Origin of the sequence: Saccharothrix longispora (assembly GCF_031455225.1) — a bacterium.
GTDB classification, from domain to species: domain Bacteria; phylum Actinomycetota; class Actinomycetes; order Mycobacteriales; family Pseudonocardiaceae; genus Actinosynnema; species Actinosynnema longispora.
In genome coordinates this window covers 5,436,368-5,457,117 of sequence record NZ_JAVDSG010000001.1, presented here as the reverse complement: position 1 = coordinate 5,457,117, position 20,750 = coordinate 5,436,368, and the positions used below count along the sequence as shown (strand labels likewise).

Below are 20,750 nucleotides of genomic sequence, written 5' to 3'. Positions count from 1 at the left end.
CGCGAGCCCGGAGCCGCACCTCCGCCGCCGGACCGCCGTCCGGGCCCGTCCCGGTGGAGATCACCCGATGGCCGGACACGCCCTGCCGATCTCCCGGCGGCGACGAGATCGGCAGGGCACACTGGACGGGTACTGCTGTGGGCGCGAGGAGTGTGACGTGTACCGGGTGTTCGAGGCCCTCGACGAGCTGGTCACGATCGTCGAGGAAGCGCGTGGCGTGCCGATGACCTCCGGGTGCGTCGTGCCGCGCGGTGACGTGCTCGAACTGCTCGACGACGTCCGCGACGCGATCCCCGCCGAGCTGGACGACGCGCAGGACGTGCTCGACCACCGCGACGAACTGGTCGGCAAGGCGCAGCACGAGGTGGAGCAGAGCCTGAGCAAGGCCCGCTCCGACGCGGACCGGATGGTGTCCGAGGCGCAGCACGAGGCCGAGCGGATGCTGTCCGAGGCGCGCGCCCGCGCGGAGCGGATGGTCGCGGAGGCCCAGGACCAGGCCGAGCGGACCGTCGCCGCCGGTCGCCAGGAGTACGAGGACCTGGTCGGCCGCGCCCACGCCGAGGCCGACCGGATGGTCCAGGCCGGCCGGGCCAACTACGAGCGCGCGGTCGAGGAGGGCCGGGCCGAGCAGACGCGCCTGGTCGACCAGACCGAGGTCGTGCAGGCCGCCCACAACGAGGCGGCCCGCGTGCTGGAGGTCGCCCGGACGGAGGCGGTCCGGCTGCGCGGCGAGTGCGACGCGTACGTGGACGGCAAGCTCGCCGACTTCGAGGACCTGCTCGCGCACACCCTGCGCAGCGTCGGCAAGGGGCGCTCGCACCTGCGCGGCCCGGCCGTGGCCAGCGCCGCCGCGCCGTTCGACTACCACGACTGAGCGATCCGGCCGGACGACGCCCGACCTGCCGATTTCACGTCCGGGGTGGTTGTCCCGTACCCTTGATTGGCTGGTCGTGGTAAGTCGCCCGACAGCACCCACACATCATGCCTGAGCATCGTCACGCCGCCGCGCGTCCCACAGCAGCCGGGCCCTGGGTCATCGACACCAGGGACCTGGGTCGTCGCGCGGGCTCCAGCCGCGCTTACCGTCGAACGGTGCCCGCGGAGGGTGTCGGCCTCCTGGGCGTGATCGCGGTGCCGGCGGGAGGCGTGGTCGAACTCGACCTCCTGCTGGAGTCGGTGGTCGAGGGCGTGCTGGTGACCGGCACCGCCGCGACGGTGGTCGAAGGGGAGTGCTCGCGCTGCCTGGAGCCGCTGTCCGCGGAGGTCGAGGTGGAGCTGACCGAGCTGTACGCGTACCCGGACAGCACCACCGACGAGACGACCGAAGAGGACGAGGTCAGCCGTCTGCAGGACGACCTGATCGACCTCGAACCGGTGGTGCGCGACGCGATCGTGCTCGCGCTGCCGCAGGTGCCGCTGTGCTCGCCGGACTGCCTCGGGCTGTGCGTCGACTGCGGCGGCAGGCTGGCCGATCTCGGCCCTGACCACGGGCATGAGACGATTGACCCCCGTTGGGCGGCTCTCCAGGAGCGGTTCGACGGGAATCGTGACAATCCAGAGGAGAACTAGTCGTGGCCGTCCCGAAGCGGAAGATGTCGCGCTCGAACACGCGCTCGCGCCGCGCTCAGTGGAAGACCGCTGCCGTGCACCTGGTGGCCTGCCAGAACAAGGCCTGCCGCCAGCCGAAGCCGCAGCACGTCGCCTGCCCGACCTGTGGCCAGTACGACGGCCGCCAGGTCGTCCAGCCGGCCTGATCACCCCTCTGGTGAAGGTAGCGGCGAATCGTGGGGGGTAGGTCGTCGCGCGGTCGGTCCGCCGATCGCGTCCCGTTGCTCGAAGCGCTCGGCGTCCCGTTGGACGCCGAGCTGCTGACGCTCGCCCTGACGCACAGGTCGTACGCGTACGAGAACGGCGGGCTCCCGCCGAACGAGCGACTGGAGTTCCTGGGCGACGCGGTGCTCAGCCTCGTCGTCACGGACCACCTGTACCGGACGCACCCCGACCTGCCCGAGGGGCAGCTCGCCAAGCTCCGCGCGAGCGTGGTGAACATGCACGCCCTCGCGGGCGTGGCCCGCGGTCTGGGTGAGGACGGTCTCGGTGGTCACCTGCTGCTCGGTCGTGGCGAGGAGCTGACCGGTGGCAGGGACAAGGCGAGCATCCTCGCCGACGGCCTCGAAGCCGTCATCGGCGCGGTATACCTGCAGTTCGGCATCGACACCGCGCACCAGTTGGTCCACCACCTGTTCGACCCGCTGCTGGCCGAAGCGCCGCTGCGGGGCGCCGGGCTGGACTGGAAGACCAGCTTGCAGGAGTTGACCGCTTCGGCGGGCCTGGGCGTCCCGGAGTACCGGGTCGACGACCAGGGGCCCGACCACCGCAAGGAGTTCACCGCGACGGTGCTCGTCGGTGGCAGGCCCCACGGCACCGGCGACGGGCGCACGAAGAAGGAAGCCGAGCAGAAGGCGGCCGAGGCCGCCTACCGCGTGCTCCACGAACGGGTCCGCGCCGAGCAGGAAGCCGGTGCGGCCGGGAACGGTCACGCCTCCAACTCGGCGAACACGCAGACTTCACCTACTCAGGAAGACTGACGCCGAAATGTATGCCACGAACGTCCGGACGAACCGGCGCGCGCGCCACGCGCGTCCTTCCCGCCCGTTGAACGCCTCCCGCAGCGGCGGCATCCAGGGCCTGGTCCTCGTGCGCGACACCGCCCAGGCGGGCGGTTGGATGCTCAAGCCGACCAAGCCGCAGGCCGCCGCGTACGAGCTCCTGGAGGAGCTGGAGCAGGCCGAGGCCGCCGCCGAGCGCGAGCAGTCCGAGGGCTGATCGACCGCCCGTGCCCGAGTTGCCCGAGGTAGAAGTCGTCCGCCGAGGTCTGCACGAGCACGTCGCCGGGAGGACCGTGGCCGCGGTCGAGGTCCTCCACCCACGAGCGATCCGCCGACACCTGCCCGGTGCGGCGGATTTCGCCGTGCGCCTGACCGGGCAGACCCTGGAGGCCGCGCGCAGGCGCGGCAAGTACCTGTGGCTCGACCTGTCGGGCGGCGACGCCATGCTCGCCCACCTCGGCATGAGCGGCCAGATGCTGGTCCAACCGGTCGGCGCGCCCGACGAGAAGCACCTGCGGGTGCGGGTGCGGTTCGACGACGACGGCCCCGAGCTGCGGTTCGTCGACCAGCGGACGTTCGGCGGGCTGGCGCTGGCGGAGGTCGTGGAGGTCGACGGCGCCCGGCTGCCCCGGCCGGTGGCGCACATCGCGCGCGACCCGATGGACCCGGCGTTCGACCCGACCGCGGCGGTGGCCGCGCTGCGCGGGCGGCGGACCGGGGTGAAGCGCGCCCTGCTCGACCAGACGCTGGTGTCGGGCGTGGGCAACATCTACGCCGACGAGGCGCTGTGGCGGGCCAAGCTGCACGGTGAGCGGCCGACGGACCGGCTGTCCCGGCCCAAGGCCGCCGAGCTGATCGCGCACGCCGCGCAGGTGATGCGCGAGGCGCTGGGGCAGGGCGGGACGTCGTTCGACGCGCTGTACGTCAACGTGAACGGCCAGTCGGGCTACTTCGACCGCTCGCTGGCCGTGTACGGGCGGGAGGACGAGCCGTGCCGCCGGTGCGGGACGCCCGTCCGGCGCGAGCCGTTCATGAACCGCTCGTCGTACTCGTGCCCCCGCTGCCAGCCGAGGCCCAGGACCTGAGCGGGGGGCCGGTGAGCCGCGGGCAGGGCGCGGCGCGGGTCACCGGTGCGGCCTCACCGGGGTTCGGCGAGGCGTCGCAGGAGCGGGGTGACGGACCTGAGCGCGTCGCGCTCGTCCTCGCTGAGGCGGGAGAGCCGCTCGGAGAGCAGTTCCGCCTCGCCGTGCGCCAGCGACGCGATCGTGTCGCGGCCCAACGCGGTGAGCTCGACGATCGTGGCCCGGCCGTCGGCCGGGTCCGACTCGCGCCGGACGAGACCGGTCGACTCCAGGCCGGTCACCACGGTGGTCGCCGTCGGCTGGGAGCACAGGGCCCGCACCGCTATCTCGCCGATCCGCATGGGCCCCAGGGAGGACAGCTCGGCCAGCACCAGCAGCTGCGTGGGTTGGAGCCGGCGTACGGAAGCGGACTGGCGCAGGCTCCGGGTCAGCCGGTGCACGGCGACCACGAGTTGTAACGCGTCCTGATTGGTCACACTGGTGGTCATCAAGGACCTCCTGGTGGCTCACCGTGAGTGAGCAAGTGTCCGAATTCGGACAGGACGTTCGCACTATCGCAGTACTCCTGTCCAGAGAATGGATTCATTCGCACCCGGATGTACTCACCTGTGTCCGCACCGATGCGGACTTCCGGCCACGACCTGGGATGGGCGGTTGACCCGACCCCGTCAAGACGGCGTCAGGGAACTCGCCGAACGTGATCGCGCGCGGCGGGCCGGCGCGTCCCGGGCGTAGTGTCCGAGCGTGACGAAGGTGCTGGTGGTGGACGACGAGCCGCAGATCGTGCGGGCCCTCCGGATCAACCTGTCGGCGCGCGGCTACTCCGTGCTGACGGCCCACGACGGCACGACCGCGCTGAGGGCCGCCGCCGAGGGCAAGCCGGACGTGGTGGTGCTGGACCTGGGCCTGCCGGACGTCGACGGCACCGAGGTGATCGCGGGCCTGCGCGGCTGGACGACCGTGCCGATCATCGTGCTGTCCGCGCGGGTCGACTCGACCGACAAGGTGGAGGCCCTGGACGCGGGCGCCGACGACTACGTGACCAAGCCGTTCGGCATGGACGAGCTGCTGGCCCGGTTGCGCGCGGCGGTGCGGCGCGGCGCCGTCGTGGAGGGCGAGGACGCGGTCGTGGAGACGGCGTCGTTCACCGTGGACCTGGCCGCGAAGAAGGTGCTGCGCGACGGCGCCGAGGTGCACCTGACGCCCACCGAGTGGGGTCTGCTGGAGGTGCTGGTCCGCCACCGCGGCCGGCTGGTGGCGCAGAAGCAGCTCCTCCAGGAGGTGTGGGGCCCGCAGTACGCGAAGGAGACGCACTACCTGCGGGTGTACCTGGCGCAGCTGCGCCGCAAGCTGGAGCCCGAGCCGTCCCACCCCCGGCACCTGGTGACGGAGCCGGGGATGGGGTACCGGTTCGAGGTGTGAGCCCTCACCCGGCGGGGATCGCCGGGTACCGCTCGACGAGGACGGTCCCGCGCACCACCAGTTCCTTGTAGCGCGCCGCGAGCCGTCCGGTGAGGACGAACTCCCTCGGCCGGTCGTCGGCGTCCACGAACTGGATCAGCCCGTCGCGGCGGCCCAGGCTGACGCACTGGTTGACATAGCGGAAGTCGAGCGGCCCCGGTTCCGCGCCGCGCCGCCGCCGCGCCAGCGCCCGCACGGCCTTCTGCGCGGTCGGCAGGCCCGTCGCGCACGCCATGCGCAGTTCCAGGCCGTCCCGCCGCCTGATCACGGCGGCGTCGCCGATCGCCAGCACGTCGGGGTGCGAGACCGACGTGAGGGTGTGGTCGACCAGCACGCGGCCCGCGGCGTCCACCGCCAGCCCGGCCGCACGGGCCAGGTCGGGCACGGCGAACCCGGCCGCCCACACCACCGCGTCGGCCGCGACCCGCCCGCCGGTGCCCAGCGCGACCCCGTCGGCGTCCACCGCGGTGACGCCCGCGCCGTCGTGGACGGTGACGCCGAGCCGGTCGAACACGCGGCGCACGTGCCGCCGGCCCTTCACCGACAGCGCCTCCCCGAACCCGCCGCCCGTCACCAGCGCCACGGCCAGGTCCGGGCGCGCCTCGGCCAGTTCCGCGGCGGCCTCGATCCCGGTCAGACCACCGCCGACGACGGCGACCGCCCGCGCGCCGGCGAGCGCGGCGGCGAGGCGTTCGGCGTCCTCCAGGGTGGACACCGAGTGGGCGTGCCCGGCGGCGCCCGGCACGCCCGGGTCGGCGTGGCTGCCCAGCGCGTAGACGAGCCGGTCGTAGCCCAGGGCGCCACCGGTGAGCCGGACCTCGCGCGCGGCGAGGTCGATGCCGGTGACCCGGTCGACCACGAGTTCCACGCCGCTGCCCGCCAGCAGGTCGCGCAGCGGGAGGTCGCGCAGCCGCCGACCCGCCGCCAGTTCGTGCAGCCGGACCCGTTCGACGAACCGGTCCCGCTCGTTGACCAGGGTGACCCTGGAGCCGGTCCACCTCGCCGCCAGCTTGGCGGCGGCCAGGCCGGCGTACCCCGCACCCACCACCACGACGTGCTCTGCCATGTCCCCGTCCTCTCTCCGGAGGTGGAGCGGGGCCGGGGGCGCGGACGTGACGCGCCTAAGGTGTGAAGCGTGTCACCCGTCTCCCTGGTCCACACCTGGCAGCTGCCCGAGCCGACCCGCGCCGCCGTGCGGGACCTGCTCGACGGGGCGTTCGACGGCGGGTTCTCCGACGAGGACTGGGCGCACGCCCTGGGCGGCGTGCACGCCCTCGTGCGCGACGGCGACGTCCTCGTCGGCCACGGCTCGGTCGTGCGGCGGGAGATGCTGCACGGGGGCCGGTCGGTGCGCGTCGGGTACGTCGAGGCGGTGGCCGTGCGGGCGTCGCACCGCCGCCGGGGCGTCGGCGGCGCGGTGATGGGCGCGCTGGAGGACGTCGTGCGCGGCGGGTACGCGTTCGGGGTGCTGAGCGCCTCCGAGGACGGCGTGCCCTTCTACGCGGGGCGCGGGTGGCTGCGGTGGCGCGGTCGGACCTTCGCGATGACCCCGGACGGGGTCGTGCGCACCGAGGAGGAGGACGACGGGGTGTTCGTGCTGCCCGCCGGGGTCGTGCCGGACCTCCGGGGCGACCTCACGTGCGACTGGCGCGACGGCGACGTCTGGTAGCGCGCCCTACGACGCCCCGGTCTCCGTCGTGGTGGTGGTCGGGGGCGTGGTGGCGCTCGACGAGGCGGACGAGGACGCCGGGGCGGACTGCGGCGGGGTGCTCGGCGGCTGCGTGGTGGTCGCCTGCGGCTCCGTCGGGGTCACCGTGGTGACCCGCGCCGACTCCGTGGCCGGCCGCTGCTCCTCGGGCTTCGCCGCCGGCGCCTCGGGGCGCTTGGCGGCCGCCACGCGGGTGGACACCGTGACGACGACCGTGGCCGTCCGGCCGTCGGGCAGGACGCTCTCCGACGTGGTGAACGACGCGTCCACGCCGGCGCGCGGCTCCGGCTGGGCGGGCGCCGGGTCGCCGGTGGCCATCATCGACGCGAGGGTGGCGATGACGGTGGCGACGACGGCGCCGCCCGCGGCGAGCAGCGCGACGGACGAGAACCGCTTCTTCGGCGACGTCTGGCGATCTTCCTCGAACACACCATCTCCCAGGGGAAACCCGGTCGATCGGCCGGGTTACCGGGATATCGGCGGTTCGGGGGGCGATGTTCACGGCCAGAGCCGGTCCTCCACACGATGGTGTGGAGGACCGTCACCGGTCGCGCGGGCGCTCGTTACGGCGTTTCGCTGCCGGCCGGAGCGGTCGTCGTGGTGGTGGTCGTGGTCGGCACCGTGGTGGTGGTCGTGGTCGTGGTGACCACCGGCGTCGTCGTGGTGGTCGTGGTGGTCGGCTGGCCCGGGTTGGTCGGCTGCTGCGTCGGGCCCGTGTCCTCGACCGTGGTGGTGGTCGTGGTGCCGTCCGCGTTGGTGACCGTCGTGACCCGGGTGCGCTTCGCGGTGGTCGTGGTCGTCGTCTCCGCGGCCGCCGACGACGACGTGCTCTCGGTCGTCGTGGTCACGCTGACCGAGGGGGCCGCCGACGACGTGCGCGACGCGGTGGTGAGGGTGTCGCGGCTGACCACGTCCTCGCGCGGGGTCGGGGCGGGGGCCGCGCCGGGGCTCGCGCCCGCGAAGGAGGCGATGGTGGCGAACACCGTCGACACGGCGACACCCGACGCGGCCAGCAGCCAGTGCGGCGACACGCGCCTGCGCGGGCCGTCGGGCTCCGGGGTCCGGTACTCCGGTGTGCCCTGCTCCGGTGTGTCGTGCAACGGTGCTCCCAAGGTGATCTACCAGCCGAAGTTCTGGGTCCAGTACCAGCCACGCGTGTCCAGGCCCACCCCGATCGTGGTGAACCCGCAGTTCAGGATGTTGCGCCGGTGCCCGTCGGAGTTCATCCACGCCGTCATGACCTGCTCGGCGGAGCGCTGGCCCTTCGCGATGTTCTCGCCGCCGGGGTTGGGGTGGCCCGCGGACCGCATCCGCTGGGCGAAGTCCACGCCCTCCGGGGTGGTGTGCGAGAAGTAGTCGCGGTCGGCCATGTCGGTGGTGTGGTCCCGCGCGGCCCGCACGACCCGCTCGTCGACCGTGAGCGGCGTGCAGCCGGCCAGCTCGCGGGCGTCGTTGACGAGCGCCACGACCTCGGCCTCGGGCGACGCGGCGACCTCGGTGGTCGTCGTGGTGGGCGCGGCGGACGACTCGCGGGGGGCGGTGGTCGTCGTCACCGGCGTCGTCGTGGTCGGCGCGGCGGTGGTGGTCGTGGTCGTCGTGGTGGTCGTCTCGTCGACCGACGGTGCGTCGGTGGTCGCCGGCGGGGCCTCGGGCTCGCGCCCCTGCGCGGGCTCGCCGATGCCGCCCACGCCGCCGATGCCGATACCGTTGCCCACGTCGCCGTCCTGGGCCGTGCTCTGCCCCGTGAACGGCGCGAGCTGCTCGGGCCCCGCGAACGCGACCCCGGTCGCACCGGCCGCGCCGAGCAGCAGGCCGAGGAGAACGCCGATCACGGACCGATTACCGCGTCGTGCAGTCACGGTCGCGCACCGTACCACTAACGGGTGAAATGTCAGGATGGCCATCGTGGCTGAAGAAGAACCGGTCGTGCGCCTCACCGCCTGGGTGCGCGGGCACGTGCAAGGCGTCGGGTTCCGCTGGTGGACCCGATCACGAGCTCTTGAGCTGGGACTTGTCGGATCGGCCTCCAACCTGCGGGATGGCCGTGTGGAGGTGAACGCCGAGGGTCCGGAGTCGGCGTGCCGCGAACTGGTGGTCGCGCTGCGTTCCGGCGCTACCCCCGGTCGGGTGGAATCTGTCGTGGAGCGCTGGTCGGCGGCCCGAGGCGGCCTCACCGGTTTCGCGGAGCGTTGAACGCGCGCCCGCCCGGTGGCGTAGTACCTCGATGTGGACCGGGGCGAAGATGTCGTCAGGCAGCTGTACGGCCGTTGGCGCGGCCCGCTGCACGGCTACGTCCTGCGGATGGTCGGGGGTGACCACCGGCAGGCGGAGGACGTGGTCCGGGAAACCCTCCTGAGGGCCTGGCGGCACGCCGGCGACCTCACGCCCGCCGACGCGGGGCCGTGGCTGCACACCGTGGCCCGCAACCTGGTCGTCTCCGGCTTCCGCAAGCGCGGCGGCCGCGACCCGGAGGTCCCGGTCGGACCGCGGCGCCTGCCGCCGGTCGCCGACGCGGTGGAGCACGCCCTCCAGGGCTGGCAGGTGGTCGAGGCGCTGCGGTCCCTCGGCGCGGACCACCGCGACGCGGTGGTCGAGCTGTACTACCGGCGCCGCACGGTGGCCGAGGCGGCGGCGGTGCTCGGCGTCCCGGCCGGCACGGTCAAGTCGCGCTGCTTCTACGCCCTGCGCGCCCTGCGCGACGCCCTGGAGGAACGCGGGGTGATCCGGTCGTGAGCTGCGCGGAGACCGTCGCGCTGGGCGCCTACCTGCTCGGTTCGCTCGACCCGGCCGAACGGGCGTGGTTCGAGCGGCACGCGCGCACCTGCGTCACCTGCCGCCGGGAGATGGTGCGCCTCGCGCCGCTGCCCGGTCTGCTCGGGCAGGTCCAGCCGGCCGACCTGGAGCTGCCGTTCGACGACCCGGCCCCGGCGCCGGACCTGTGGCCGCTGCCTCCCCCGGACGCCCCGGCGCCGGCCGGACCCACCGCCCGCACCCGGCGCCGGCGGCTGCTGCTCGTGGCCGCCGGCGTGCTCGTGCCGCTGGTCGCGGCCGCGGCGCTGCTCGTGCTGTCGCCGCGCGACGACGCGCCGGACCGGGGCGCGGTCAGCTGGCACGCCCTGGACGCGACCTCCGGCGTGGAGGCCCGCGCCGACCTCCTCGGCCGGTCGTGGGGCACGGAGCTGTGGCTGACCATCGGGAACGTGCCCAAGGGCATGAGGTGCGAGCTCGTCGTCCACGACCGCGCCGGCCGCACCGAGATCGGCGGCTGGTGGGGCACCGACCACGCCCCCGGCGACCGCGTACCCGGCGCCACCTCGTTCCCGGTGGAGGACATCGAGCGCCTCGACGTGGTGGTGGACATGAAGGTCCTGGTCTCGGTGGCGCCGTGATCGCGCAGGTCAGCCCCGCCCGGTCCGTGACCGGCCCGAACCGTTCTCGGTTACGCTGCCCGGCGTGCACCTCAAGAGCCTGACGCTGAAGGGCTTCAAGTCCTTCGCCTCGGCTACCACCCTGCGCTTCGAGCCGGGCATCACGTGCGTCGTCGGCCCCAACGGGTCGGGCAAGTCGAACGTGCTGGACGCGCTCCGCTGGGTGATGGGCACGCAGGGCGCGAAGGACCTGCGCGGCGGCAAGATGGAGGACGTCATCTTCGCCGGCACGTCCGGCCGCGCGCCGCTCGGCCGCGCCGAGGTGACGCTGACCATCGACAACTCCGACGGCGCCCTGCCGATCGACTACGTCGAGGTGTCGATCACCCGCCGGATGTTCCGCGAAGGCGCCACCGAGTACGAGATCAACGGCAACTCGTGCCGGCTCATGGACATCCAGGAACTGCTCAGCGACTCCGGCATCGGCCGCGAGATGCACGTGATCGTCGGCCAGGGCCAGCTCGCCGCGATCCTGGAGTCCAAGCCGGAGGAGCGCCGGGCGTTCGTCGAGGAGGCCGCGGGCGTCCTCAAGCACCGCAAGCGCAAGGAGAAGGCGCTGCGGAAGCTGGAGGCGATGCAGGCGAACCTGACCCGCCTCACCGACCTCACCGCCGAACTGCGCCGACAGCTCAAGCCGCTCGGCAAGCAGGCCGAGATCGCCCGCCGCGCCCAGGTGGTGCAGTCCGAGCTGCGGGACGCGCGGATGCGCCTGCTGGCCGACGACCTGGTGACGCGGCGCGAGGCGCTGGCCCGCGAGGAGCAGGACGAGGCGCGCGCCCGCGCCCGCCGCGCCGAGGTGGAGAAGTCGCTCCAGCAGGCGCAGTTCCAGCAGAACGAGCTGGAGGACCAGGTCGCGGCCGACGCGCCGAAGCTCCAGCGGGCCCAGGACACCTGGTACCGGCTCTCCGCGCTGGAGGAGCGGCTGCGCGGCACCGTGCGGCTGGCCGTGGAGCGCGAGCGGCACCTGTCGGCGGCGGTCGAGGCCCCGCGCGGCGGGCGCGACCCGGACGAGCTGGAGGCCGAGGCCGAGCAGACCGCGCTGCTGGAGGAGGAGCTCCAGGAGGCGGTCACCGAGGCCCGGGTGGGGCTGGCGGAGGCCGTGGAGACCCGTGCCGAGCTGGAGCGGCAGGTGTCGGCGGCGGAGAAGGCGCACCTGGCGGCCGTGCGGGCGATCGCCGACCGCCGCGAGGGCCTGGCCCGGCTGTCCGGACAGGTGGAGGCGCTGCGCTCCAAGACGAGCGCGACCGCCGAGGAGATCGAGCGCATGTCCACCGCGCTCGCCGAGGCCGCCGGGCGGTCGGAGCTGGCGCAGCAGGAGCTGGCCGAGGGCCGCGAGGCCACCGGCACCGAGGACGAGGACGACGTCGGGCTCGACGAGCGGCACCGGCTGGCCGTCGAGGCGAACGACGCGGCGCGGAGCCGGGTCGAGGAGCTGGTGAAGGCCGAGCGCGCCGCTGAGCGCGACATCGCGTCGTGGAAGGCCCGCGTGGACGCGCTGTCGCTCGGCCTGACCCGCAAGGACGGGGCGGGCGCGCTGCTGGCGTCCCGGCTGCCCGGACTGCTCGGGTCGGTGGCCGCGCTGCTGACCGTGGAACCGGGCGCGGAGGTCGCGCTGGCCGCCGCCCTGGGTCCGGTCGCGGACGCGGTGGCGGTGGCGGCGGGTTCCGACGCGGTCGCCGCGCTGGAGTTCCTCAAGGAGCAGGACGGCGGGCGCGCGGGCCTGCTGGTCGGTGGCGCGCCGACGTTCCCCGACCGCTCCGGCCGGCCGCCGCTGCCGCCCGGCGCGCGGTGGGCCGTGGACCTGGTGCGGGCGCCGGAGGCGTTGCGGCCCGCGCTGCACCGGGCGCTGGACGGGCTGGTCGTGGTCGACGACCTGCCGGCCGCGCGGGACCTCGTGGCGGCGCACCCGTCGGTGCGGGCCGTGACGCGCGAGGGCGACGTGCTGGGCGCGGACTGGGCCGTCGGCGGCTCCGGCGCCCGCAGCCAGAGCGTCATCGAGGTGCAGGCCGCGGTCGACGAGGCGACCGAGAAGCTGGCGCTCGCCGAGCGGGCGGCCGAGCAGCACACGGCGGCGCTGGAGGGCGCGCGGGCCGAGCAGCAGGCCAGGCGCGCCGAGGTCGCCGCCCTGAAGGAGCAGCTCAACGAGGCCAAGGTGCGCCGCGCCCGGTCCTCGGAGCGGCTCAACCGGCTCGCCGCGGCCGTGCGCTCCGCCGAGGCCGAGGTCGAGCGGGTGCGCGCGCAGCGCGGGAAGGTCGAGGCGGCCCGCGAGGAGAACCTGCTCAAGCTGGCCGAGCTGGAGGAGCGCCTCCTCGTCGCCCAGGAGCAGCAGGACCTGGAGGACGAGCCGGACACCGCGCACCGCGACGAGATGGCCGCCGAACTGGCCTCCGCCCGGCAGGGCGAGGTGGACGCGCGGCTGTCGCTGCGCACCGCCGAGGAGCGCGCGCGGGCGTTGCAGGGCAAGGCCGAGGGGCTGCGCCGCGCCGCCCGCGCCGAGCGGGAGGCCCGGGAACGCGCGCAGCGCGCGCACGCCGCCCGCGCCCGCGGCGCCGTCGTCGCCAAGGCCGTGGTGCGCGGCGGTGAGCTGGCGCTGGAGCGGATCGCGGTGTCGCTGGCCCGCGCCGCGCAGGAGCGCGACGCCGCGCAGGAGCGCCGCGGCCAGCGCGAGGCGTTCCTCGCCCAGGTGCGCAACCTGGTGCGGGAGATGTCGGTGGAGCTGGAGAAGCTGACCGACGCCGTGCACCGGGACGAGGTGCTGCGCGCCGAGCAGCGGATGCGCATCGAGCAGTTGGAGACCAAGGTCGCCGACGACTTCGGCATCGGCCTGGACGACCTGGTCACCGAGTACGGCCCGGACGTGTTCATCCCGCCGTCGCCGCAGGAGGTCGCCGAGTACGAGGCGGCCAAGGAGCGCGGCGAGGCCGTCACCCCGCCGCAGCCGATCCCGTACGACCGCGAGACCCAGGTCCGGCGGGCCAAGCGGGCCGAGCGGGACATGTCGCTGCTGGGCAAGGTCAACCCGCTGGCGCTGGAGGAGTTCGCCGCGCTGGAGGAGCGCTACAAGTTCCTGTCCAACCAGCTGGAGGACATCAAGGCGACCCGGCGCGACCTGCTGACCGTGGTGAAGGACGTCGACGACAAGATCCTGGAGGTCTTCACGTCGGCCTACGAGGACGTGGCCCGCGAGTTCGAGGTCGTGTTCAAGGTCCTGTTCCCCGGCGGCGAGGGCAGGCTCGTGCTGACCGAGCCGGGCGACATGCTGACCACCGGCATCGAGCTGGAGGCCCGTCCGCCCGGCAAGAAGGTCAAGCGGCTGTCGCTGCTGTCCGGCGGCGAGAAGTCCCTGGCCGCGGTCGCCATGCTGGTCGCGATCTTCCGCGCCAGGCCCTCGCCGTTCTACGTGATGGACGAGGTCGAGGCGGCGCTGGACGACACCAACCTGCACCGGTTGATCAGCCTGTTCGAGCAGCTGCGCGAGCACTCGCAGCTGCTGATCATCACGCACCAGAAGCCGACCATGGAGATCGCCGATGCGCTGTACGGCGTCTCGATGCGCGGTGACGGCATCAGCCAGGTGATCTCGCAGCGCCTGCGCGCGCCGGAGGACAAGCCGAAGCGCGCCAAGGCCAAGCCCGCCGCCGAGCCCGCCGCCGCACCCGAACCCGAGGTCGAACCCGGCGGGTGACCCCGCGCCGTGCGCGGGGTCGGGTCGTGGGCGCCTCCGAGGCCGCCCGCGGGAGCTGGTGGGGCGGTGGTCGGCCGAACGGCTCCGCCGGGAGGTGCTACGCGGGTGACGGGCCCCTCGGGGCGTCGAGCCGGGCGGCTTCCTCCGGCGTGGGCGCGGTGCCGCCGAGGTGGGCGGGCTGCCACCACTGGCCCTCACCGGACTCCGGGTAGGTCTTCTGCGCGTGGTCCAGCAGCTCCTGGACGCGGGTGCGCAGGGCGGCGTCGGTGGTCGGCTCGATCGGCTCGCCGACGACGATCGTGATCGGCACGTGCCGCTGGGTCAGGCTCTTGGGCCGGCCCTTGGTCCACAGCCGCTGGGTGCCCCACACGGCGGTCGGCAGCAGCGGCACGCCCGCCTCGGCCGCGAGCCGCACCGCGCCGCTCTTGACCTCCTTGACCGTGAACGACCGGCTGATCGTGGCCTCCGGGAAGATCCCGACGACCTCGCCGGACCGCAGCGCGGTCAGGGCCTGCTGGTAGGACGCCTGGCCGGCGCCCCGGTCCACCGGGATGTGGCGCATCCCGCGCATGAGCGGGCCGGACACGGGGTGCTTGAACACCTCGTGCTTGGCCATGAACCGGACGAGCCGGCGCGCGGGCAGCGCGCCGAACCCGGCGAAGATGAAATCGAGGTAGGACACGTGGTTGGAGGCCAACACGGCCCCGCCGGTGGTCGGCACGTGTTCCGTGCCTTCCCGGGCGATGCGCAGGTCGAGCACGCGGAACATCAGCTTGGCCGCGGCGATCACCGGCGGGTACACGCGATCTGGCATACGACCAGCCTACGTTACTCGCTAGTAGTGGCGGAGCCTTCGTGTTCGCGCACGACCTTGGGCACCCCCGCCAGGTCCTCTTCGTTGCACAACAGCTTCAGCGCGTAGTACGGCGACCCCTTGGTGTCGTCGTAGTCCAGGTGCACGGCGATCACGTCGACCGGCTCACCGAGCCAGTCCTGGGTCTGCCGCAGCCAGGAGGCGGCGCGCTCCAACGCGCTGGGCAGGTCGTCGTCGCGGAACTCGACGGGCCGGTAGGGGACTTCCTGGACCTGGTCCCGCTGGTTGGCGGGCATCGGGAGGTCCACCGCCACCCCGCTGTCGTTGAGTTCGAGTTGGATCGTTTCCTCACTGCTCACCCGTCCAGGGTTCCCCAGCGGTGAACGCGCGGCAAGTGATGTCGCTCAACCCAGCGCGACCGGAAGCTCCGCCAACCCGCTGACCAGCACTCGCCGCCACGCCAGTTCCTCGACCGGCCGCGCCGCCCGCAGGCCCGGGAACCGCCTCAGCAGCACGCCCAGCGCCTCCTGGAGCTCGATCCGGGCCAGTTGCGCGCCCAGGCAGAAGTGCGGGCCCGCGCCCAGGGCCAGGTGCGGGTTCGGCGTTCGCCCCAGGTCCAGCTCGTCCGGCGCGTCGAACGCCCGCGGGTCGCGGTTGGCCGAGCCGATCGACGCCATCACGCCCTCTCCCGCCCGCACCACCACCCCGGCGACCTCGACGTCCTCCAGCGCCACCCGCAGCTGCCCGACCTCGCTGAGCCGCGTGAACCGCATCAGCTCCTCCACCGCGCGCGGCACCAGGTCCGGCTCGGCCACCAGCCGCTCCCAGTGCCGCCGGTCGCGCAGCAGCGTGGCGACGAAGCCGGTGATCTGGTTCGCCGACGTCTCGTGCCCGGCGACGAGCAGGTTCAGCGCGAACGCCACCAGCTCGTCGTGCGTCAACGAGGTCGCGCACAGCTCGTCGAGCAGGTCGGCCGACCGCTCCCCGGACCGCTCCCCGGCGCGCTTCGCGGCGACCAGCGCGCCCATGTACTCCAGCAGGCTCGTCATCGCCTCCTCGACGCGCTCCCGCTCCGACATCTCCATGCTGTAGGACAGCTCGACCCACTCGCGGAACCGCTCGCGGTCGTCGTACGGCACGCCGAGCAGCGTGCAGATCACCTGGATCGGCAGCGGCAGCGCGAACACCCGCCGCAGGTCCACGCCGTCCGCCGGGCCCGCCGCGAGGTCGTCGGCCAGCCCCTCGCACAGCTCCCGCACCCACTCCCGCGCCCGCTCCACCCGCCGGTGCGCGAACGCGCCGGACACGAGCCCGCGCAGCCGGGTGTGCTCGGGCGGGTCGGTCGTCGGCAGGGTGCCGGCCAGCGGGCGCGACACGCCCACCCTCGGCGCGCCCTCCTCCACCACCGCCGCGCGGGAGAACCGGGGGTCGGCCAGCACCAGCTTCACGTCGTCGTACCGCGTCACCAGCCACACCCGCGCGCCCGCGAGCGTGCGCACGCGCACCGCCAGCGCCTCCTCGCGCAACCGCGCCCACGTGGGGGAGGGGTCGAAGGAGAAGGCGTCGGCGAACGGGATGTCGAGCACGTCGTCCGTCATGATCCCGACGTTAGGAGCCCGACCCGGCCGCGTCGAGGGGCGCGCACCGCCACCGCCACTCCTCGCGCCGGGGCCGCCCACCCAGCGAGACGCGGCCGTTCGCCCACAGCAGAGCCGCCATCGGGTCGTCGCCGGGCGGCACGTCCGGGAACAGGCGCCGCAGCACCGCCGCGGGCAGCGCCGGGTCGGGCGTGAACACCGCGCCCAGGCCGCGGCCCGCGTCGTGGGTGTGCACCAGCATCTCGTCGCAGCCCATCCCGGCGAACCCGGCCGCGTCCGACAGGCCCCAGGGGTGCCAACCGAGCGCGTCCGGCGGCCGGCCCTCCACGACGGCGGCGAGCACCGCGGCCGTCGTCCGCACCGCGCGCACCAGGTCCGCGGGCGGCGAGGACGGCAGCACCCGCACCTCCGCCACGCGCAGCCCCGCCGGCCCCGCGGCGAGGTCCGCCGAGTAGTAGAGCAGGCAGTCCGACACGTGCGCCACCGTCGCGGCGACCGTCCAGCCGACCTCCGGCACCACCGCCGACCAGTCGGCCCCGACCAGCCCGTCGAGGAACCCGCCGCACTCCCGCGCGACCGCCCGGACCACCGCCCCGTCCACCACTGAAACTCCCTCGCATTCGTCGGACCCGCGGGTGACCATCTCAGACATGTACGACATCCGTCCCGCCGCCCAGGACGACCTGGACGCCGTGCTCGCCTTCGTCCTGCGCCTGCAGGCCGATGACGCGCACCACATCGGCTACCTCGGCGAGACGCTCGGCGACGTCGCGGCCGAGCTGGCCGAGTTCGAGCCAGACTGGGCCTCGTGCACGGTGGTCGCGACCGACGACTCCGGTCGGGTGTGCGGCGCGCTGAGCATCGAGGTCGACACCGAGCTGAACCGCGCCTTCCTGCACGGCCCGTTCGTCGACGTACCCGTCAACCACCCCGCCGGCAGTCGCATCTGGGACCAGACCGCCGATGCCCTCTACGCCCGCGCCGCGCCGCTGCTCGACGGCGTCGCCGACCGGGAGCTGCTCGGCCACACCGGCCACCGGCGGCTCGCCGCGTTCGCCGGGCGGCACGGCTTCGCCGCCGCGCGACCGTGCGGCATCCACGTGCTGGCCGGCGACGGCCTGCGCGAGCTGATGCTGCGCGAGGCGAGCTGTCCCCGCACCGGTCCCGCGCGCGAGATGCGCGTCCTGCCCACCGACCGCGCCGTGCACGAGGCCGTGGCCGTGCTGCACGAGCGGTGCTTCCCGAAGACCTACCTGTCCGGCCGTTCGCTCGTGGACGGCAGCCGCGAGCACACCGTCGTGGTCGCCATGGACGGCGACCGCGTCCTCGGCTACGCGTCCGGCAAGGCCGAGCCGGGCGAGTTCTACCTGGACTTCGTGGCCGTGGAACCCGACGTCCGGGGTCAGGGCGTCGGCGCGGCCCTGATCACCGAGCTGGTGTGGAAGCTCGCCGAGTCGGCGGGCGCGCGCCCCCAGGCCGCCGCAGCGATCCTCGCGGGCAACCGCTCGTCCCAGCGCCTGTTCGAGCGCCTGGGCTTCCGGCTGCACCTGGAACTCGTGTCCTACCGCGTCGGCAAGGCCGCGTGATCCCGCCCGGGTCGGGCGACGGAGCGCGCCGCCGCCCGACCCGGGTGGCGCCCGGGACCGGGGTCAGCGGGCCTCGGCCGACACCGGCTCGTCCACCCCCGGCGGCAGCTCCCCCTTGTGCCGCAACGACAACAGCCCACCCACGACCAGCGTGACGAGCACACCCATCGGCGTGTACCAGGGGTACGCCAGCGACACGACCTTCTGCGCGGGCGCCGCGGCGGAGAAGTCGATCGCGAGGGTCGCGTCCGGGCCGACGAACTTCACGCCCAGGATCACGAACGCCATCACCACCACCGTCACCGCGAACGCCACGATCGCGTCGAACTGCCGCGCCCGGCGGAACAGCAGCCCCAGCAGGAACGCGCCCAGCAGCGCGCCGTAGGTGAACCCGGCGATCGACAGGCCCTGCTCCACGATCGGGTTGCCGCGCCGCGTCAGCGACGCGAACAGCCCGGCGCACACGATCAGCAGCCCGGCCCACGCGACCGTCCACAGCCGGCCCTGCCGGAACACCTCGGCCTCGGTCATCGGCTTCCGCCGCACGCGCTGCACCACGTCCGTCACCGTCGAGGACGCCAGCGCGCCCAGCGACGACGACAGCGCGGCGGCGAGGATGCCCGCGATCACGAACCCGGACAGGCCCGACGGCATGTCGTTGACGATGAAGTGCGCGAACAGCTCGTCGTTGTTGTTGAGCCCGAGGTCCTTCACCGGCGCGGCGGCCTTGTAGAACGACCACAGCATCACGCCGATGAACAGGAACAGCGCGAACTGGAGGATCACCACGACGCCGCTGCCGATGAGCGCCTTCTGCGCCGCCCTCACGTCCTTGGTCGCCATCAGCCGCTGCACGATGAGCTGGTCCGCGCCGTGCGACGCCATCGACAGCACGGCACCGCCGATGAACGCGGTGGGGATCGCGTACGGCGAGGTCAGCGCGGACAGCGACGGGTCGATGACCTGGAACTTCCCCGCGTCGGCGGCGGCGGAGAACCAGCCGTCGGGCAGCTTCCCGCTCAGCACCGCGATCACCGCGACCGCGCCCACGACGTACCAGAGCATCTGGATGGCGTCGACCCACACGACGGCCCGCACGCCGCCGAGGAAGCTGTAGGCCACCATCGCGACGCCGAGCACCGCCACGATGACCCAGTACGACGCGTCCACGCCGTACGCGGCCAGCACGACCTTCACCGGGATCGCCGTGGCGAACAGCCGCAGGCCGTCCGCGAGCAGCCGCGTCACCAGGAACGTCACCGACGCGGTGCTCTGGATGCCCGGCCCGAACCGCTTGCCCAGGAACCCGTACGCGGTGATCAGCTCACCCGCGACGTACTTGGGCAGCAGCACGAACGACACGACGACCCGGCCGATCAGGTAGCCGAACGCCAGCGCCAGGAACGTCGAGGTGCCCAGGTACGCGATCGTGGGCACGCTGAGCACGGTCAGCGTGGACGTCTCCGCCGACACCACCGACACGCACACGACCCACCACGAGATGCGGCGCTCGCTGACGAAGTAGTCGGTCGCCGACCGCTGCCGCCCGGCGATCCACACCCCCAGCAGCGGCATGCCCACCAGGAACAGCACGATGATGCCGACATCAAGTGCGCGCACGGTGTCCTCCAGTGATTCTGAGCCCGCGAACGGCGGTGATCGCGGGTTCGGGCAGGCGCAGGGGGTAGCGGCCGGGGGTGAACGACCCCAGCGGGCGGGGGCCGGCGGCGCCCGTGGCGGACGGCACGTTGGCCGGCAGCCCGTGCCAGCCGAGGAAGCCCAGCAGCGCCGCGAGGTAGGCCTCCTTGGCGTCCGAGGGCAACCCGAACTCGTCGCTCGCACGCAGGTCGACGCGTCGCCGCAGCGACTCGACGAGCACGGGGTTGCGCATCCCGCCGCCCGAGCCGACCACGACGCCCTCGCACCCGGCGGCGACCGTGCGCGCGGTCAGCTCGGTCAGCGTGGCCAGCAGGTCCTCGGCGGGCATGGTCAGGCCCTCGGTGGCGCGGTCGAGGTAGGCGCGGCCGAAGTGCTCCTTGCCGGTCGACTTCGGGGCGGGCCGCGCGTAGTACGGGTCCGCGAGCAGCCGGTCGAGCAGGTCGGCGCGCACCCGGCCGCGCCGGGCGTACTCGCCGTCCACGTCCCGGTCGCGCAACCCACCGGAGAGGACGACCATCGCGGCGTCCATGAGCGCGTTGCCCGGTCCGGTGTCGTAGGCGATCACACCTGCGGGTGACACCTTGGTGATGTTGGCGATACCGCCGATGTTGAGCGCGGTGGCGGGCCCGTCGGCCGCGAGGTCGGCGAGCCACAGCGCGTCGAGGGTGCTCGCCAGCGGTGCGCCGTGCCCACCCGCCGCGACGTCGCGGACCCTCAGGTCGGACACCACCGGCAAACCGGTGACCTCGGCTATCCACGCGGGTTGGCCGAGCTGGAGCGTGCCGAGGCAGCGGCCGTCCTCGACCCGGTGGTGCACGGTCTGGCCGAGCGACGACACCAGGTCGCCCTCGTACCGCGACGCCACGTCCGCGAACAGCTGCCCGAGCCGCGTGTCCAGCTCGCACAGCTCGGCGGCGCTCGTCGGCGGCACGCGCAGCTCGGCCGGGAACGGGTGCTCGGCGTGCTCCACGAGGGTCAGCAGGACGGTCGGCCCGTCCAACGACAGGTCGGCCACGGCGACGTCGACGGCGTCCATCGACGTGCCCGAGATGAGCCCGATCACCCTCACGCCCTGTGGTGTATTCCACACAGCCCGCAGCGCGCAAGACCACAGGTGGGA

The 20,750-nt window shown here is 73.8% G+C and carries 24 protein-coding genes; 13 read left to right on the top strand and 11 right to left on the bottom strand.

What is annotated here, in order from left to right; all coding sequences use genetic code 11:
* Positions 1-157 precede the first annotated feature (157 nt).
* The 6 genes from J2S66_RS22655 to mutM all read left to right on the top strand — a co-directional run bounded on the left by J2S66_RS22655 (position 158) and on the right by mutM (position 3,694).
* Entirely contained in the window at positions 158-874 is a 717-nt protein-coding gene (locus J2S66_RS22655; protein WP_310309249.1) for a DivIVA domain-containing protein, read from the top strand.
* A 107-nt stretch (positions 875-981) separates the two neighbouring features.
* Positions 982-1,569, top strand: coding sequence for a YceD family protein (locus J2S66_RS22650; RefSeq protein WP_310309248.1), 588 nt, complete (start codon positions 982-984; stop codon positions 1,567-1,569).
* 2 nt (positions 1,570-1,571) lie between these two features.
* Entirely contained in the window at positions 1,572-1,754 is a 183-nt protein-coding gene (gene rpmF / locus J2S66_RS22645) for a 50S ribosomal protein L32 (RefSeq protein ID WP_306747465.1), read from the top strand.
* Positions 1,755-1,784: 30 nt separating this feature from the next.
* Entirely contained in the window at positions 1,785-2,588 is an 804-nt protein-coding gene (rnc, locus tag J2S66_RS22640) for a ribonuclease III (protein WP_310309247.1), read from the top strand.
* A 67-nt stretch (positions 2,589-2,655) separates the two neighbouring features.
* Positions 2,656-2,826, top strand: coding sequence for a hypothetical protein (locus tag J2S66_RS22635; RefSeq protein ID WP_310309246.1), 171 nt, complete (start codon positions 2,656-2,658; stop codon positions 2,824-2,826).
* Between the two features lie 10 nt (positions 2,827-2,836).
* Entirely contained in the window at positions 2,837-3,694 is an 858-nt protein-coding gene (mutM, locus tag J2S66_RS22630) for a bifunctional DNA-formamidopyrimidine glycosylase/DNA-(apurinic or apyrimidinic site) lyase (RefSeq protein ID WP_310309245.1), read from the top strand.
* Between the two features lie 53 nt (positions 3,695-3,747).
* Here the strand turns inward: mutM and J2S66_RS22625 are convergent, their stop codons facing one another.
* Positions 3,748-4,179 (bottom strand): MarR family winged helix-turn-helix transcriptional regulator, encoded by a 432-nt coding sequence (locus tag J2S66_RS22625; protein ID WP_306747469.1) that lies wholly within the window; start codon positions 4,177-4,179, stop codon positions 3,748-3,750.
* A 256-nt stretch (positions 4,180-4,435) separates the two neighbouring features.
* On the opposite strand from J2S66_RS22625, the gene J2S66_RS22620 reads away from it, so the two are divergent.
* Positions 4,436-5,113, top strand: coding sequence for a response regulator (locus J2S66_RS22620; RefSeq protein WP_310309244.1), 678 nt, complete (start codon positions 4,436-4,438; stop codon positions 5,111-5,113).
* Between the two features lie 4 nt (positions 5,114-5,117).
* Here J2S66_RS22620 and J2S66_RS22615 read toward each other — a convergent pair whose 3' ends face one another.
* Positions 5,118-6,218, bottom strand: a complete 1,101-nt coding sequence (locus tag J2S66_RS22615; protein ID WP_310309243.1) for an FAD-dependent oxidoreductase — start codon at positions 6,216-6,218, stop codon at positions 5,118-5,120.
* 69 nt (positions 6,219-6,287) lie between these two features.
* On the opposite strand from J2S66_RS22615, the gene J2S66_RS22610 reads away from it, so the two are divergent.
* The gene (locus tag J2S66_RS22610; protein WP_310309242.1) at positions 6,288-6,821 is read left to right on the top strand and encodes a GNAT family N-acetyltransferase; all 534 of its coding nucleotides are present in this window, start codon (positions 6,288-6,290) and stop codon (positions 6,819-6,821) included.
* A 6-nt stretch (positions 6,822-6,827) separates the two neighbouring features.
* On the opposite strand, the gene J2S66_RS22605 is transcribed toward J2S66_RS22610, so the two are convergent.
* The 3 genes from J2S66_RS22605 to J2S66_RS22595 all read right to left on the bottom strand — a co-directional run bounded on the left by J2S66_RS22605 (position 6,828) and on the right by J2S66_RS22595 (position 8,692).
* Positions 6,828-7,289 (bottom strand): hypothetical protein, encoded by a 462-nt coding sequence (locus J2S66_RS22605; protein ID WP_310309241.1) that lies wholly within the window; start codon positions 7,287-7,289, stop codon positions 6,828-6,830.
* A 134-nt stretch (positions 7,290-7,423) separates the two neighbouring features.
* Positions 7,424-7,960, bottom strand: coding sequence for a hypothetical protein (locus J2S66_RS22600; protein ID WP_310309240.1), 537 nt, complete (start codon positions 7,958-7,960; stop codon positions 7,424-7,426).
* Between the two features lie 18 nt (positions 7,961-7,978).
* A complete protein-coding gene (locus J2S66_RS22595) occupies positions 7,979-8,692 on the bottom strand; it encodes a CAP domain-containing protein (protein WP_310309239.1) in 714 nt (237 codons plus the stop codon).
* A gap of 64 nt (positions 8,693-8,756) precedes the next feature.
* On the opposite strand from J2S66_RS22595, the gene J2S66_RS22590 reads away from it, so the two are divergent.
* The 4 genes from J2S66_RS22590 to smc all read left to right on the top strand — a co-directional run bounded on the left by J2S66_RS22590 (position 8,757) and on the right by smc (position 13,973).
* On the top strand, positions 8,757-9,053 hold the full coding sequence (locus J2S66_RS22590; RefSeq protein ID WP_310309238.1) for an acylphosphatase: 297 nt from the start codon (positions 8,757-8,759) through the stop codon (positions 9,051-9,053).
* 33 nt (positions 9,054-9,086) lie between these two features.
* Positions 9,087-9,593, top strand: coding sequence for a sigma-70 family RNA polymerase sigma factor (locus J2S66_RS22585; protein ID WP_310309237.1), 507 nt, complete (start codon positions 9,087-9,089; stop codon positions 9,591-9,593).
* Positions 9,590-10,249 carry an anti-sigma factor family protein gene (locus J2S66_RS22580; RefSeq protein ID WP_310309236.1) on the top strand — a complete coding sequence of 220 codons (660 nt, stop codon included), beginning with the start codon at positions 9,590-9,592 and terminating at the stop codon, positions 10,247-10,249. Before J2S66_RS22585 ends, J2S66_RS22580 begins: the two co-directional genes overlap by 4 nt.
* Before the next feature lie 64 nt (positions 10,250-10,313).
* Entirely contained in the window at positions 10,314-13,973 is a 3,660-nt protein-coding gene (gene smc, locus J2S66_RS22575) for a chromosome segregation protein SMC (protein WP_310309235.1), read from the top strand.
* Positions 13,974-14,070: 97 nt separating this feature from the next.
* Here smc and J2S66_RS22570 read toward each other — a convergent pair whose 3' ends face one another.
* From J2S66_RS22570 to J2S66_RS22555, 4 genes are all read right to left on the bottom strand, one after another.
* On the bottom strand, positions 14,071-14,787 hold the full coding sequence (locus J2S66_RS22570) for a lysophospholipid acyltransferase family protein (protein ID WP_310309234.1): 717 nt from the start codon (positions 14,785-14,787) through the stop codon (positions 14,071-14,073).
* A 14-nt stretch (positions 14,788-14,801) separates the two neighbouring features.
* The gene (locus J2S66_RS22565; RefSeq protein ID WP_310315005.1) at positions 14,802-15,083 is read right to left on the bottom strand and encodes a hypothetical protein; all 282 of its coding nucleotides are present in this window, start codon (positions 15,081-15,083) and stop codon (positions 14,802-14,804) included.
* Between the two features lie 108 nt (positions 15,084-15,191).
* Positions 15,192-16,385, bottom strand: a complete 1,194-nt coding sequence (locus J2S66_RS22560) for a cytochrome P450 (protein ID WP_310309233.1) — start codon at positions 16,383-16,385, stop codon at positions 15,192-15,194.
* A 10-nt stretch (positions 16,386-16,395) separates the two neighbouring features.
* Positions 16,396-16,986 carry a maleylpyruvate isomerase N-terminal domain-containing protein gene (locus J2S66_RS22555; protein WP_310309231.1) on the bottom strand — a complete coding sequence of 197 codons (591 nt, stop codon included), beginning with the start codon at positions 16,984-16,986 and terminating at the stop codon, positions 16,396-16,398.
* Between the two features lie 49 nt (positions 16,987-17,035).
* On the opposite strand from J2S66_RS22555, the gene J2S66_RS22550 reads away from it, so the two are divergent.
* The gene (locus J2S66_RS22550; RefSeq protein WP_310309230.1) at positions 17,036-17,971 is read left to right on the top strand and encodes a GNAT family N-acetyltransferase; all 936 of its coding nucleotides are present in this window, start codon (positions 17,036-17,038) and stop codon (positions 17,969-17,971) included.
* A 63-nt stretch (positions 17,972-18,034) separates the two neighbouring features.
* On the opposite strand, the gene J2S66_RS22545 is transcribed toward J2S66_RS22550, so the two are convergent.
* Both J2S66_RS22545 and J2S66_RS22540 read right to left on the bottom strand, forming a co-directional pair.
* The gene (locus J2S66_RS22545) at positions 18,035-19,591 is read right to left on the bottom strand and encodes a sodium:solute symporter (RefSeq protein ID WP_310309229.1); all 1,557 of its coding nucleotides are present in this window, start codon (positions 19,589-19,591) and stop codon (positions 18,035-18,037) included.
* Positions 19,578-20,699 carry an anhydro-N-acetylmuramic acid kinase gene (locus J2S66_RS22540; protein ID WP_374726115.1) on the bottom strand — a complete coding sequence of 374 codons (1,122 nt, stop codon included), beginning with the start codon at positions 20,697-20,699 and terminating at the stop codon, positions 19,578-19,580. The genes J2S66_RS22545 and J2S66_RS22540 overlap by 14 nt, the downstream gene beginning before the upstream one ends.
* Positions 20,700-20,750: the final 51 nt, after the last annotated feature.

Coding starts and splice junctions, on each gene's coding strand:
- J2S66_RS22650 (WP_310309248.1), top strand. CDS start 982: ATGCCTGAGCATCGTCACGCCGCCGCGCGTCCCACAGCAGCCGGGCCC.
- J2S66_RS22625 (WP_306747469.1), bottom strand. CDS start 4,179: ATGACCACCAGTGTGACCAATCAGGACGCGTTACAACTCGTGGTCGCC.
- J2S66_RS22615 (WP_310309243.1), bottom strand. CDS start 6,218: ATGGCAGAGCACGTCGTGGTGGTGGGTGCGGGGTACGCCGGCCTGGCC.
- J2S66_RS22590 (WP_310309238.1), top strand. CDS start 8,757: ATGGCCATCGTGGCTGAAGAAGAACCGGTCGTGCGCCTCACCGCCTGG.
- J2S66_RS22570 (WP_310309234.1), bottom strand. CDS start 14,787: ATGCCAGATCGCGTGTACCCGCCGGTGATCGCCGCGGCCAAGCTGATG.
- J2S66_RS22565 (WP_310315005.1), bottom strand. CDS start 15,083: ATGCCCGCCAACCAGCGGGACCAGGTCCAGGAAGTCCCCTACCGGCCC.
- J2S66_RS22560 (WP_310309233.1), bottom strand. CDS start 16,385: ATGACGGACGACGTGCTCGACATCCCGTTCGCCGACGCCTTCTCCTTC.
- J2S66_RS22550 (WP_310309230.1), top strand. CDS start 17,036: ATGTACGACATCCGTCCCGCCGCCCAGGACGACCTGGACGCCGTGCTC.